Genomic DNA, 13,557 nt, shown 5'->3' with positions numbered 1-13,557 from the left:
TGGCCACGGAGACGGCACGATCTCCGACAGGGATTTTGGGAACGGAAACCCGATAGGGAGGGGAATATGGACAGGACCCGGAAACCGGGCATCAGCCGGCGCTCGACGCTTGCGCTGATGGGCGCCGGTGCAGTGACCTTTGCAGCGCCATGGGTGGCTCGCGCACAGGCCAAGACCATCAAGATCGGCATGCCGACGATCCTGTCGGGCCGCGTCGCACAGCTCGGCACATCCTCGCGCAATGCCGTGCTGCTGGAAGTCGAGAAGGTCAATGCCGCCGGCGGCCTCGCCGGGCGGCAGATCGAGATGGTGATCCGCGATTCCAAAGGGCAGCCGCAGGAAGCCGCGCGGATCGCGCGCGAGCTCGTCAACACCGACGGCTGCGAGATGCTGCTCGACGGCGAGGCGTCGTCGGGATCGTTCGCGGTTCACGAGGTGGCGCGCGATCTCGGCGTACTCTGCATCCACACCTGCTCGGAGGCGTCGTCGCTGACGGCCGATCCCAAGCAGCACATTCCGAACGCCTTCCGCTGCGTGCGGCAGGGCATTCATGACTCGATCGTCGGCGCGGGTTACGCCGCAGGCATCGCCAAGGCCAAGGGGCTGAAGAGGTGGGCGACCTGCTCGCCCGACTATGCCTATGGCCGCGATACCACCGGCGAGTTCGTGCTGTACCTGAAGAAGTTCGCGCCTGACGTCGAGATCATCAGCGAGTCCTGGCCAAAGCTGTTCCAGCCCGACTACACCGAAGTCGTGACCAAGATCCTGCAGGCCAAGCCGCAGGCACTCTATTCGTGCCTGTGGGGCGGCGATCTCACGTCTTACATCGACCAGGCCAATATCTACGCGCTGTTCACCCAGATGGAGGTGTTCGCGGTCAACATGGCCGATTACACCGCGCTCACGGTGGTGAAGAATCTGCCCAAGGGCATCCATTCCGGCGATCGTTACATCAAGACATTTCCGCCGACGCCGGAGAATGCGGCCTGGGGCGATGCCTACAAGGCGAAGTACAACGAATACCCGACCAACTGGTCGTGGCAGAATGCGACCGCGGTCATGTTCCTCAATGAGGCGGCCAAGAAAGCCAATTCTACCGACGGCAAGAAGCTCGCCGAGGTCCTGACCGGACTGACCATCAAGTGTCCGTTCGGCGCCGACGGCACCGTCACCATGCGTGCCGACGACCGCACGCTGGTCGGCTACGCGATCGGCTGGGGCACCACGATCCCGCAGGAGCCTTATGTGCTAGATATGAAGGCCGGTGACTGGAAGACCATCTTCGAACTCGAAGCCGAGTGGAAGAAGAGCAAGGGCTACACCTGATCCGCATGCGGGGCGGAGGCGCGGTTGGCTGTCTCCGCCTCTCTCTTGATGTTGTCTGATGTTTGTCGCGCGCCGGCGTTGCGGCCCGCCGTAATGGGTGAATCTCGTGGACCTCGACGCGCTCGCCAGTTGCTTCGTCAGCCCCGCTTGCCTGGTGACCCAGACCACCAGCGGCCTGATCATCGGCATGCTGCTGTTTCTCGTTGCCGTCGGGCTGACTTTGATCTTCGGGGTGCTCAAGGTCGTCAATTTCAGCCACGGCGCCTTCTATATGTTCGGCGCCTATTTCGCGATGACGGCCTACCAGCTCACCGGCAGTTTCGCACTGGCGATGCTGAGCGGCGCCCTCGGCACCGCGATCCTCGGCCTGATCTTCGAGCGCGTGTTCATGAGCCGGGTCTACGGCCGCGACGTGCTGATGCAGCTCCTGGTCTGTTACGCCTTCGTGCTGATCTTCGACGATGTCGTCCGCATGATCTGGGGGCCTGAATTCAAGTCGATGGGCATGCCGGCCGCATTCCAGGTGCCGCCGCTGTTCATCGCTGGCGGCGTGGTGCCGCCGTATTACCTGTTGCTGATCGGCGTGGCGCTCGCCGCGGCCGTGGTCCTCGGACTGGGGCTGGCGCGCTCCAGGATCGGCAAGGTCATCCGGGCGGCTGCGCACAATCCCGGGATGGTGTCGGCGCTCGGCATCAACACCGGGCTGATCTATGGCGGCGTGTTCGCGCTCGGCGGCATGCTGGCCGGACTGGCCGGCGCGCTGGCGGCCCCGGTGCGCTCGCTGACGCCGGGCATGGGATTCTCGGTTCTGATCGAGTCTTTCATCGTGACCGTGATCGGCGGCATGGGGTCGATCCTGGGTGCCCTGATCGGTGCGCTGCTGATCGGATTGATCCGCTCGTTCGGTTCGCTCGGCTTCCCGCTGTTCACCGAGGGGCTGATGTATCTCTTCATGGTGATCGTGCTGGTGTCGCGGCCGACCGGCCTGTTCGGCAAGGAGGTCGCATGACCGAGTTGCAGGCCGGGCAGGGCGCGCAAACCCTGGTGCCGCCGCGGATCGATGCCAGGCCGCAACGCCATCGCGACGTGCTGATCGCGCTGATCGCCTTTGTCCTGCTGGCGTTGCTGCCGATGCTGTTCGGCAGCAAGCAGCTGCTCGACTTCGTGATCCGCTGCGCGGCCTATGGGTTGTTCGCGACGTCGCTCAACCTCCTGGTCGGCTACACCGGGTTGATCTCGTTCGGGCACGGCATGTTCTTCGGCCTCGGCGCCTATGGCTTCGGCCTGATGATGCAGAAGACCGGCGTTGCGATCCCGGTGGCTTTCGTCGCCACGCTGGCGATGACGTTGGTCGTCGCGACCGTCATCGGTGCGATCTGCGTCCGGCTGAAGGAAATCTACTTCGCTTTCGTCACGCTGGCCTTCCAGATGCTGATCCATTCGACCATCCTGTCGTGGCAATCGCTGACCGGCGGCGACCAGGGCCTGCGCGGCGGCATCCCGCGGCCGCCATTTCTCGGCATCGACCTGTCGAACCATCTGCATCTCTACATCACGAGCTGCGCGCTGCTGGTGATCGGACTGCTGCTGATGCGCCAGATCGCACAGTCGCCGTTCGGCTACACGCTGCGCATGATCCGCGACAACGCCACGCGGGCGAGCTTCATCGGCATCGACGTTTGGCGCGCCAAACTGACGATCTTCGTGCTGGCGGCGCTGTTCGCGGCGACTGGCGGCATGATCATGGCGCTGTTCGTCTCCGGCGCCTATCCCGAGTTCGCCTATTGGACGATCTCGGGCGAGGGCATCTTCATCAACATGCTCGGTGGCGTGACCACCTTCCTCGGGCCGATGGTCGGCACGGTGCTGCTGCTGATCCTCAACGACACCGTCACGCGCCTGACCGAGTATCACGGCATCGTGCTCGGCATCGTAATCCTGTTCTTTGCCATCGGCTTGCGGAAGGGGCTGATGGACTTTGCCGTCGAATGGTTCGCGCAGCGTCGCGGCGAGGGGCGCGATTAGGCATGCTGGAGATTCGCGGGCTTTCAAAATCCTTCGGCGGCGTCAAGGCGACCGACAACGTCTCGCTCGACTTTCCCGATGGCTCGCTCACCGCCGTGATCGGTCCCAATGGCGCCGGCAAGAGCACCTTCTTCAACCTGATCACGGGCGCGCTGCGGCCGGATGCCGGGCAGATCCTGCTCAATGGCGTCGACATGGCGGGCCGGGCGCCGCCGGAGATCGTGCGCCATGGCATCGGCCGGGCCTTCCAGGTCGCGAGTATCTTTCCCTCACTGACCGTGGAGGAGACGATGCTGGCAGCGGTCTGTGCCGATCAGCGCCGCGCCAGCGTGATGCATCGCCGTTTTCCGCTGGCCGAGACGCGCGACCGCGCCGAGCATGCGATGGAGCTGCTTGGCCTTGCCAGCAAGCGCAACCGGACCGCGGCGACGCTGTCGCATGGTGACCAGAAGTTGCTCGACATCGCGCTCGCGCTGGTGCTCGAGCCCAAGGTGCTGCTGCTCGACGAGCCGACCGCGGGCATGGGCACCGAGGAACGCTGGCGCATGATCGACAAGGTGCGCGAGCTCTGGGAGAAGCAGAAGATCACCGTCGTGTTCATCGAGCATGACATGGACATCGTGTTCAAGATCGCACCGCAGATCGTCGTGCTGTGCTACGGCCGAATCCTGGCAACCGGGACGCCGGACGCGATCCGCAGCAATGAAGCCGTCATCGAGGCCTATCTCGGCAGTGACGACCTTGCAGGAGCGGTGGCATGAGCGCGCAGCCGGTGGTGCAGGTCGAGGACCTCGACGTCTATTACGGCACCAGCCAGATCCTGTTCGGCGTCGGCCTCTCGGTGCGGAAGGGCGAGACCATGGCGTTGCTCGGCCGCAACGGCGCCGGCAAGTCGACCACGATGAAGGCGATCATGGGGCTGGCGCCGGCGCGCCGCGGTAAGGTGACCTTGCGCGGCCAACTGGTGTCTGGACTGAAGCCGCATCACATCGCGCGGGCCGGGCTCGGCTTCGTGCCGGAGGATCGCCAGATCTTTCCCGAGCACACGGTCGAGGACAACCTCGTGATCGGCCAGAAGAAGGGGCCTGATGGCCAGGATGAATGGTCGATCCGGCGCGTCTACGACGTGTTTCCGCTGTTGGAGCCGCTGCGGCACCGGATCGCCGGGCGGCTGTCGGGCGGCGAGCAACAGATGCTGGCAATTGCCCGCACGCTGATGGGCAATCCGGTGCTGCTGCTGCTGGACGAGCCGAGCGAGGGACTGGCGCCGATCATCGTACAGCGCATCGGCGAGCTGCTGCGGCAGCTCCGTGGCACCGGTGCCACAGTGTTGATCGCCGAGCAGAACATGCATTTTTGCCTGGGCCTTGCGAGCCACGCGACGGTTATCGACAAGGGACAGATCGTCTACACATCCTCCATCGAAGAGTTGAAAGCCAACGACAACATCCGGCAGCGCTATCTGGCGCTGTAGGGCATGCTCCGAAAGGTGTCGGATCACGGCCAAGGATGCGGCTCGTCAGGAAGAACGGGAGGATAAATGGCGGTCGAACGCAAGCTGACGCCGACGCATGAGGCGCCGTATCGGGGCCTCAAAGTGCTCGATTTCGGGCAGGGAATCGCTTCGCCCTACTGCGCGATGCTGCTCGGGGTCTATGGCGCCGACGTCATCAAGGTCGAGCCGCCGGAAGGCGACTGGTCGCGCTATCTCGGCACGACCTACGGCAATCACACGACGCTGTCGGCGGTCTACAACCGCGGCAAGCGCAGCCTGTGCCTCGACATGAAGAACAAGGACGGGATCGCGGTCGCCCAGCGGCTGGCGCGCGAGGCCGACGTGCTCATTGAAGGATTTCGTCCTGGCGTCGCCGAGCGGCTCGGGCTCGGCTATGAGAGCCTCTCGCGCGACAACAGAGGCCTGGTCTATCTGTCAGTCAGTGGCTTCGGGCAGAGTGGGCCGTACTCCAAGCGGCCGGGCTCTGATTCGGTGGCGCAGGCCTTTTCCGGGCTGGTCTCGGTCAATGTCGGCACCGATGGCGTGCCGCATCGGGTCGGCACGACCATTTCCGACGTCGTCACCGGCGTGTATGCATTCCAGGCCATCGCGACGACGCTGTTCGCACGCGCGACCGTCGGGACCGGCCGCTGGATCGACGTCAATCTCTGCCAGTCGACGTCTGCGCTGCTGGGCCACAAGGTCGCCGAGTTCATTCTTGAGGGCGGCGCGCCGCGGGCGCTGAATGTGCCGGCCGGCACCTACCAGACACAGGACGGCTGGATGATGGTGACGCTGGTGAACGAGCCGCAATACAAGCGGCTGTGCACTGCGATCGGCCGCGACGATCTCGCCAGCGATCCGCGTTTCGCCGACTTCGCCCGCCGCGCCGACGCCGCCGATACGCTGATTCCGCAGCTGCGCGAGGTGTTCCTGACCCAACCGACGGAGACCTGGCTGGCGCGGCTGCACGCCGCCGACATCATCGCGGAGAGGATTCTCAATCCCGGTGAATGGCTGCGCAACGCTCATGTCGAGGCGATCAAGGCATCGGTGCGCCAGGACACGCCGGGCGTCGGCGCGGTGTACTCGCCGCGGACGCCGGGGATCGCAAGCCTGTCCGAGGATCACCTCTGCGCTGCGCCGGATGTCGGACAGGACAGCCGCGCTGTGCTGACAGAGGCCGGTTTTGGTACCGCCGAGATCGACGGCCTGCTGCAATCAGGCGCGGTCCGGCAAGCCAAGAGACAAGGGGAGACATCATGAGCACGGACCTCGTTCGTTACTCGGTCACCGGGCAGATCGCGGAGATCGTGCTTGACCGCGCGCCGGTCAACGCCCTCAGCATCCCGCTGATCGACGCGCTGCTCGTGGCGTTGGCAAAAGCCCGCGATGACGAGGCGGTGCGCGCCGTCATCGTCAGCAGCGCCCACAAGGTGTTCTGCGCTGGCCTCGACCTCGACATCGTCAGGGGCAGGCCCGCGATCGAGACCAAGACGTTCCTCGAGCGGTTGTACTTCGCCCTCAACGATACCCAGTACCGGATGGGCAAGCCGACCATCGCGGCGATCGACGGCGCGGTGCGCGCCGGCGGCATGACGATCGCGATCTCCTGCGACATGATCGTCGCGGGCGATGGCTCGACCTTCGGCTATCCCGAGATCGATGTCGGCCTGATCCCGGCGATCCATTTCGTGCAGCTGCCGCGACTGGTCGGCAAGCACCAGGCGTTCGGCCCGCTGTTCCTCGGCGAGCCCTTCGATGCGGCGACCGCCCATCGGATGGGCCTGCTCAGCGAGGTGGTGCCGAAGGGTACCGCGCTGGAGCGGGCCCGGGAGATCGCGCGCAAGCTGGCGGCGAAGTCACCGATCGTGATGAAGATCGGCCGCGATGCGTTTATGCGCGCGGTCGATGCCGATTTCCGCCGTTCGGTGGAGAACACCGCGGAAAGCTTCGTGGTGGTGGCCTCGACGGAGGACTGCCAGGAAGGGCTGAATGCGTTCGTCGAAAAGCGGACGCCCAACTACAAGGGACGGTAAATGGCTGGATTGTATTTCGAAGAATTCGAGGTCGGGCGGGAATTCCATCACGAGTTCAGCCGGACCGTGACGGAGATGGACAACACCATGTTCAGCCTCCTGACCATGAACCCGCAGCCGTTGCATCTCGACGCGCATTTCTCGGAGAAGACCGAATTCGGCCAGCGGCTGTTCAACAGCCTCTATACGCTCGGCATCATGATCGGCATGAGCGTCTACGACACGACGCTGGGCACGACGGTCGGCAATCTAGGCATGACTGATGTCAAGTTCCCGAAGCCGGTGTTTCATGGCGACACGCTGAAGGCGCACACCAAGATCATCGGCAAGCGGGCCAGCAAGTCGCGGCCGACCCAGGGTATCGTCGAGTTCGAGCACACCATGACTAATCAGCGCGGCGAGGTGGTGGCAAGCTGCCGGCGCACGGGGCTGATGCACTGCAAGCCGAAGGCGTAAGCGATGCGATCGTTCCTGTTCGTTCCCGGCGACAGCACCCGGAAATATGAGAGCGCCAAGAAGACCGCGGCCGATGCGCTGATCCTCGATCTTGAGGATTCCATCGCGCCGGACCAGAAGGTGGTGGCGCGCGGGATCACGCGGCAAATGCTCGACGCGCGCAATCCGGAACAGAAGCTCTACATCCGCGTCAACGCGCTCGATACCGACCTGACGCTCGGCGATTTAGCTGCCGTGATGCCCGGGAAGCCCGACGGCATCGTGCTGCCGAAATGCGCCGGCGCCACCGATGTCAACAAGCTCGCGCTCTATCTCGACGCGTTCGAGGCCGCTTCCGGCATTGCATCGGGGACGACACGGATCGTCACGGTCGCGACCGAGACGGCGCGAGCGGTACTGAAAATCCTTGACTTCGAGAGTATGAGCCCGCGGCTCTGGGGCATGATGTGGGGCGCGGAAGACCTCGCGGCTTCGCTCGGTGCGACCCGCAACCGCACCGATGGCCGTTATCATTCTCCGTTCATTCTGGCCCGCGATCTCTGCCTGATCGGCGCGGCGGCGGCCGGCGTGGTCGCGATCGACACCATCGCCACCGACATCAACGATCTCGACGCATTGAAGGCCGAGGCGATCGCCGCGCGGCAGGACGGCTTCCTGGCCAAGGCCGTGATCCATCCCAAGCATGTCGATGTCGTCAACGCGGCCTTCATGCCGACCGACGAGGAGATCGCGTGGTCGGAGCGGGTGATCGCCGCATTCGCCGACAATCCGTCCGGGGTCGCCAAGATGGACGGCAAGATGCTGGACAAGCCGCATCTGCGCGCCGCCGAGAAGATCCTGGCGTCGCGCCGGAAATGATCAGCGGTTAGGCTCGATCAGCGCGCCGTCCGCGATGAGGGCGGCGATCTCGGTCTCGGCAATGCCGGCTTCGCGCAGAATCTCGCGGCCATGCTCGCCGAGGTTCGGCGGATAGGTCCGGATCGATGGCGGCGTCCGACTCCATGTCGCCGCCGGGCCGGCAACCCGCAGCGTGCCTTCGGTCGGGTGGTCCAGCGACTGGATCAATCCGACCTCGGCCAGATGCGGATCGTCGATCAGGCTGTCGAGATCATGCAGCGGCGCGTGCGGAATGTCGGCCTCCGCGAAGAAGCGCATCCATTCGGCGGTGCTGCGGGTCTTCATCATCTGCGAGAACCAGTCGTAGACGAAGTCATAGTTCCTGGTTCGCGCCGAGATGCTGTTCAGCCGCGGATCACGGTCGGCCTCGTCGGCAAGGCCGATCTTGGCGAAGAACGCATTCCACTGCTTGTCGGAGTAAACCAGTGCGCAAATGTAGCCATCGCTGGTCTGGTAGGGCCGGCGGTCGGGCGATAGCAGACGGGAGTAGCCGGGCGGTCCGATCGGCGGATCGAAGCTGCGACCGGCCATGTGATCGCCGAGCACGAACTGCGCCATGGTCTCGAACATCGGGATTTCGATGGCCTGGCCCTCGCCGGTGCGCTCGCGATGGAACAGCGCCGCCAGGATGGCGTGGACCGCGTTGAGGCCGACGACCCGGTCGGCCATGGTGGCCGGCGAGTAGCGCGGCTCGCCGGTGATCTGGCCGGTGAGCGCGGGCAGCGCCGTCAGTCCTTGGATCAGGTCGTCATAAGCAGGCCGGCCGGCATAGGGGCCGGTCTCACCGAAGCCGTGCAGGCTGGCGTAGACGATCCGCGGGTTGGCTGCGAGAAGATCGTCGGTGCCGAGCTTGAGGCGCGCCATCGCGGCGGGACGGACGTTGTGGACGAATACGTCGGCCGTCGCGGCCAGCCGCAGCAATGCCTCACGGCCACTCGCCTTCTTGAGGTCCAGCACGATCGAGCGCTTGTTGCGGTTGCCCTGCAGGTACATCGCGCCCATCCCGGGATGACGCATCGGGGCGGCGTGGCGCATCACGTCGCCATCCGGACTCTCGACCTTGACCACGTCGGCACCGTAGTCGCCGAGGATCATGGTCGCGTAGGGACCCATCATCACGCTGGTGAGGTCGATGATCCTGACGCCGGCGAGCGGGCCCGCCGGCTTGGTTGGTGTCTTTCTCGTCAGCGTGTTGCTCAATGGGTGGTGGCCAGCGCTTCGGTGAAGGCTTTGAAGACTTCGCTGCCTGGCTTGCCGCGTTTGTCGACGTCCTTCACCCAATCCTGTGCCACCGACTTGAAGGCGGTGTCGAACACCTTCTTGTCGTCGGCGCTGAAGTTGATGACCTTCATGCCCTGCGACTTGATCTTGTCGGTCGCGGCCTTCTCGCCGTCCTCGAACCGCTTGCAGGCCTCGCGGGTGGTCTGCTCGCCGGCCTCGACCAGCGCCTTGCGCACGTTCTCGGGCAGCGACTTGAACTTCATCTCGCCGATCGAATAGGTGAAGATCGCGGTGCCGAAGTTCAGTCCCTCGGTGCCCGACTTCAGAATCTTTCCGAAGTCGTAGGACGCCGAGCTCTGATAGGAGAAGATCAGCCCGTCGAGCGTGCCGCGGGTCAGCGATTCATAGATTTCGGGCGCGGCCATCCGCACCGGCACGCCGCCGATCGAGCGCATCATCAGGTCCATGGCGCCGCCGGTGGTGCGGATCTTCAGCCCCTCGAGGTCCTTCGCCGTCTTCACCTCGCGGCTGGTCGCCAGTTGAATCTGATAGGCCGGCAGCGCCAGCGTGACCAGCGGCCGAAGCTGGTTCGGCGCGAACTCCTTGGTCTCCAGGATGCCGCCATTGTGCGAGACCTTGTAGAAGGCAAGCGAGCCCTGGCATTCGCTGTCGAAGATGCCGGGGAGTTCGGCGACCGCGGTCAGCGGAAACTTGTCGGACGAATAGGACGGCACGATGTAGGAGACGTCGGCGACGCCGACGGCCGTGAGCTGGGCCATGTCCTTGGCCTTGCCAAGCTGCTCCGCCGGGAAGTGCTGGAAGGTGACCTGGCCGTTGGTCAGCTTGGTGACGAGTTCGGAAAATGGCTTGCCGACGAGCTCATGAATCACATGGCCGTTCGGCAGGCTGTCGACGAGGCGAAGTGTGATCTTCTCCTGTGCACTGCCAGCACCCGCTGTCGCCGCGAACATCAACGCCGCGAGCGCTAGCGGCTTCCCCAATCGAACGAACATTATGTCTTCTCCCTTGTAGTTCGTCAGTAACCCATCTTCATCGGCAGCCAGAGAATGATCATCGGCCAGATCACCAGGATCGCAATTGCAATCAGGTGCGCGACGAAGTGTGGAAACACGCCATGAAAGACCTCGCCCACGGGGCGCCCCGAGTAGCGCGCTACGACAAAGCAGTTGAGGCCCACCGGTGGCGTGATCATGCCGACCTCAGCGGTGACGATCTTGATGACGCCGAACCACAGCGGATCGTAGCCGAGCGACTTGATCAGCGGCAGCACGATCGGAACGGTCAATACCAGGATCGCGATCTGATCCATGAATGAGCCGAGCACGATATAGCCGAACAGGATGATGGTCAGGATCAGCCACGGCGGTACCGCGAGGCTGCCGACCCAGCTCACCAGGTTCTGCGTCACCTGCGTCAGCGTGAAGAAGTAACCGAAGATCGATGCGCCGAACAGGATCATGGCGATCATGCAGGTGCCGTGTGCCGAGCGAATCAATGCGCTGCGCAGCGTCTTGCGGTTGATCTTGCCTTTCCACACGGCGAGCACGAACGCTCCGAAAGCACCGAGCGCGGACGCCTCGGTCGGCGTGGCGACACCCGTGTAGATGACGCCGGTGACCATGCCGAACAGCAACAGCATCGGGCCGACCACGCGAAGCATACGAAACTTTTCCGCGAGCGAGACCGAAGGTGCCGCCGGCGCACGCGACGGATCCTGCCAGGCCAGGAACCAGACCGTGGCCATGATCGTGAAGGTCACGAGAATGCCGGGGATGACCCCGCCGATCAGCAGCGCGCCGATGTTCACCTCGGCGAGCAGGCCGTAGATCACGAGCGCGACCGATGGCGGGATCAGCATGGCGAGCGTGCCGGATATCGCGACGACGCCGGCCGCCATCTTCGGCTCGTAGCCCTGCTTCAGCATCGCCGGCAAGCTCGTCGCCGACAACGTGGCGGCGGATGCGGTGCTGGTGCCGCAGATCGCGCCGAAGCCGGCACCCGCCAGCGCCGTTGCCATGCCGAGGCCGCCGGGAATGCGTCCGACCCAGGCCGCGGTGGCCTTGAACAGATCGTCGGCAATGCCACTGACGAGGACGAATTCCGCCATCAGCAGGAACATCGGGATGGTGATCAGCTCATAGGAGGTGACCGCCGAGAGCGGTGCCGTTTGCAGAATACCCGACAGGATCGGCATGCCGCCGATCATGTAGAGGCCCAGAGCACCGGACCCCGCCATTGCGAAACCAACCGGCGTGCCGATCGCGAGCAGCGCGAACAGCACGAGCATCGTCAGGACGAGCGTCATTCGAAGGTTTCTCCGGCAGCATGGGAGGCCGGCAGAGCAATGAGGCTGCGTCCGGTGGCGAGTGAGATGAGGTGTCCAATGAGGTGCAACGTCAGGCGAATCGTGATCAGGCCAGCGCCGAGCGGTACCAGTCCGATCGACGGCCACATCGGCCATGGGATCGCGCCGGCCATCACGTCGGCGGACCTGAAGCTGTCCACGGCGCGCAGGAAGCCGAGGTAGGCGATCAGCGAAAACACCGCGATGCCGACGACACACGTCACGATCTCCGAAACGCGGATCATCGCCGGCGAAAACTTCTGTTGCAGGATATCCACGCTGACATGAGCGTGGTTGGCATAGGCCTCGGACAGCACCAGGAAGAAGATGCCGGCCATCAGATAGATCGAGATCAGGTCGTAGGCCCAGGAGAATGGCTTGTTGAATGCGTAGCGCATGATGACATCGCCGAACACGATGATCATGATCGCGAACATGAACACGGCGGCGATCGTGGAGGCGATCTTCTCTATCGCCGCGAGCGCCCTCAAGACTCCGTCAAACAAAATTGCTCTCCCAGTGGCTCTGCTCGATCACTTGGCGGGAATGGCTGCAACCGCCGCATCGAACTCTTTCAGCGCGTCGCTGCCGTGTTTGCCGCGCCCATCGAGGCCGTCGGCCCAGGTCTTGGCGACGCCTTTCATCAAATCCTTGAACTTGGCATTCACGTCCGGCCGCAAGGTCTCGAACCGCACCCCGGCGGCCTCAAGCGATTTCTTGGTCTCATCGTCGGATTTTTGGACCTGCTGGCATGCCGACGGAATGATCTCCTCGGCAACGTCGGCCATCGCCTTCTGAACATCGGGTGGAAGCCTCTTCCAGACGGTGTCGCTGATCGAATAGGCGACGATGAAGCTGGCGAAGCCGACGCCGTCGGTCGAATATTTCACCAACTTGTCGGCGCCGTATGCGACCACGCTCTCCAGCGGGAACAGCAGCCCATCCATGGTGCCGCGCTGCAGGGATTCATAGGCATCTGGCGCTGCCATGCGCACGGGCACGGCTCCGATGGCGCGCAAAGTGAGGTCCTGCGCACCGCCGGTCGATCGCAGCTTGAGGCCGGTAACGTCGCCGGTCTCCTTCACCGGTTGCTTGACCGTGAAGATGCGGTACTGCGGCAGGCTCACCGCGAGCAGCAGGCGGATGCCGTTCGCGGTATAATCCTGCTGTGCGATTACGCCGCTCCGCGCGGTCTTCCAATAGGCGAGTGTGCCCTGGCAGGAATGCTCGAACATGCCGGGGAGCATCGCGACTTCGGAGACCGGCATCTTGTCCGAGACATAGGCGGGCGCGACATAGCCGATATCGGCGACGCCGGTTTGCGTCAGCTTGAGCATATCGGCGGCCTTGCCGAGCTGCTGCGCCGGATAGTGTTCGAACGTTACCGCATTGTTGGTACGCTTCTGGACTTCGGCCATCCAGGGCTCGAGCACCAGGCGGACGAGATAGTGCCCCTTCGGAAAGGAGTCGGCGACCCGCAGCTTGATCGGTTCCGCCGCTGCCGCCAGATTGACCGATGCGATGAGGAAGCCGTAACCGGCCAATACGCGCCGAAGCCCGCCCATATCTCCTGCCCCTGAATATCAATGTTGTTTTGAGCAGCTGCGCATAAACGAAATTGCGCGTCAAGCATGGCTCGGTTGCACATGCCTGATGACAATGAAGCCCTGGGGAAGCACCGGGATATCAATCTCAGCTTTGTCCATCACGCGGGAAATTGCCCGGGTGTGGTC

Annotated in this window: 14 protein-coding genes; 9 read left to right on the top strand and 5 right to left on the bottom strand. The window is 64.0% G+C overall.

Going from position 1 to position 13,557, the window contains the following annotated elements; all coding sequences use genetic code 11:
• Positions 1-66: 66 nt before the first annotated feature.
• The 9 genes from CWS35_RS32450 to CWS35_RS32410 all read left to right on the top strand — a co-directional run bounded on the left by CWS35_RS32450 (position 67) and on the right by CWS35_RS32410 (position 8,199).
• A complete protein-coding gene (locus CWS35_RS32450; RefSeq protein ID WP_100955391.1) occupies positions 67-1,326 on the top strand; it encodes an ABC transporter substrate-binding protein in 1,260 nt (419 codons plus the stop codon).
• A gap of 106 nt (positions 1,327-1,432) precedes the next feature.
• On the top strand, positions 1,433-2,335 hold the full coding sequence (locus CWS35_RS32445) for a branched-chain amino acid ABC transporter permease (protein WP_100956846.1): 903 nt from the start codon (positions 1,433-1,435) through the stop codon (positions 2,333-2,335).
• Positions 2,332-3,351 (top strand): branched-chain amino acid ABC transporter permease, encoded by a 1,020-nt coding sequence (locus CWS35_RS32440; RefSeq protein WP_100955390.1) that lies wholly within the window; start codon positions 2,332-2,334, stop codon positions 3,349-3,351. The genes CWS35_RS32445 and CWS35_RS32440 overlap by 4 nt, the downstream gene beginning before the upstream one ends.
• A gap of 2 nt (positions 3,352-3,353) precedes the next feature.
• Positions 3,354-4,112, top strand: a complete 759-nt coding sequence (locus CWS35_RS32435; RefSeq protein WP_100955389.1) for an ABC transporter ATP-binding protein — start codon at positions 3,354-3,356, stop codon at positions 4,110-4,112.
• On the top strand, positions 4,109-4,825 hold the full coding sequence (locus tag CWS35_RS32430) for an ABC transporter ATP-binding protein (protein ID WP_100955388.1): 717 nt from the start codon (positions 4,109-4,111) through the stop codon (positions 4,823-4,825). The genes CWS35_RS32435 and CWS35_RS32430 overlap by 4 nt, the downstream gene beginning before the upstream one ends.
• 66 nt (positions 4,826-4,891) lie before the next feature.
• Positions 4,892-6,112 carry a CaiB/BaiF CoA-transferase family protein gene (locus CWS35_RS32425; RefSeq protein ID WP_100955387.1) on the top strand — a complete coding sequence of 407 codons (1,221 nt, stop codon included), beginning with the start codon at positions 4,892-4,894 and terminating at the stop codon, positions 6,110-6,112.
• On the top strand, positions 6,109-6,885 hold the full coding sequence (locus CWS35_RS32420; protein ID WP_100955386.1) for an enoyl-CoA hydratase/isomerase family protein: 777 nt from the start codon (positions 6,109-6,111) through the stop codon (positions 6,883-6,885). Before CWS35_RS32425 ends, CWS35_RS32420 begins: the two co-directional genes overlap by 4 nt.
• Positions 6,886-7,341, top strand: a complete 456-nt coding sequence (locus tag CWS35_RS32415; protein ID WP_024582047.1) for a MaoC family dehydratase — start codon at positions 6,886-6,888, stop codon at positions 7,339-7,341.
• A 3-nt stretch (positions 7,342-7,344) separates the two neighbouring features.
• Positions 7,345-8,199: a CoA ester lyase gene (locus CWS35_RS32410; protein WP_100955385.1), complete on the top strand. Its 855-nt coding sequence runs from the start codon at positions 7,345-7,347 to the stop codon at positions 8,197-8,199.
• On the opposite strand, the gene CWS35_RS32405 is transcribed toward CWS35_RS32410, so the two are convergent.
• From CWS35_RS32405 to dctP (CWS35_RS32385), 5 genes are read right to left on the bottom strand one after another with little or no spacing between them, the layout of a single operon-like run.
• Positions 8,200-9,438 carry a CoA transferase gene (locus CWS35_RS32405; protein WP_311538816.1) on the bottom strand — a complete coding sequence of 413 codons (1,239 nt, stop codon included), beginning with the start codon at positions 9,436-9,438 and terminating at the stop codon, positions 8,200-8,202.
• On the bottom strand, positions 9,435-10,472 hold the full coding sequence (gene dctP / locus CWS35_RS32400) for a TRAP transporter substrate-binding protein DctP (RefSeq protein WP_100955384.1): 1,038 nt from the start codon (positions 10,470-10,472) through the stop codon (positions 9,435-9,437). Before dctP (CWS35_RS32400) ends, CWS35_RS32405 begins: the two co-directional genes overlap by 4 nt.
• Before the next feature lie 23 nt (positions 10,473-10,495).
• Complete coding sequence (locus tag CWS35_RS32395) at positions 10,496-11,785, bottom strand: TRAP transporter large permease (protein ID WP_024582043.1); 1,290 nt, start codon at positions 11,783-11,785, stop codon at positions 10,496-10,498.
• Positions 11,782-12,330 (bottom strand): TRAP transporter small permease, encoded by a 549-nt coding sequence (locus CWS35_RS32390; protein ID WP_024582042.1) that lies wholly within the window; start codon positions 12,328-12,330, stop codon positions 11,782-11,784. Before CWS35_RS32390 ends, CWS35_RS32395 begins: the two co-directional genes overlap by 4 nt.
• Positions 12,331-12,357: 27 nt before the next feature.
• A complete protein-coding gene (gene dctP, locus CWS35_RS32385; RefSeq protein WP_100955383.1) occupies positions 12,358-13,389 on the bottom strand; it encodes a TRAP transporter substrate-binding protein DctP in 1,032 nt (343 codons plus the stop codon).
• Positions 13,390-13,557 lie beyond the last annotated feature (168 nt).

Source organism: Bradyrhizobium sp. SK17, from assembly GCF_002831585.1.
Classification (GTDB): Bacteria; Pseudomonadota; Alphaproteobacteria; order Rhizobiales; family Xanthobacteraceae; genus Bradyrhizobium.
Note: the sequence above shows the minus strand (reverse complement) of the source record. Positions and strands in the feature narration are given on the sequence as shown.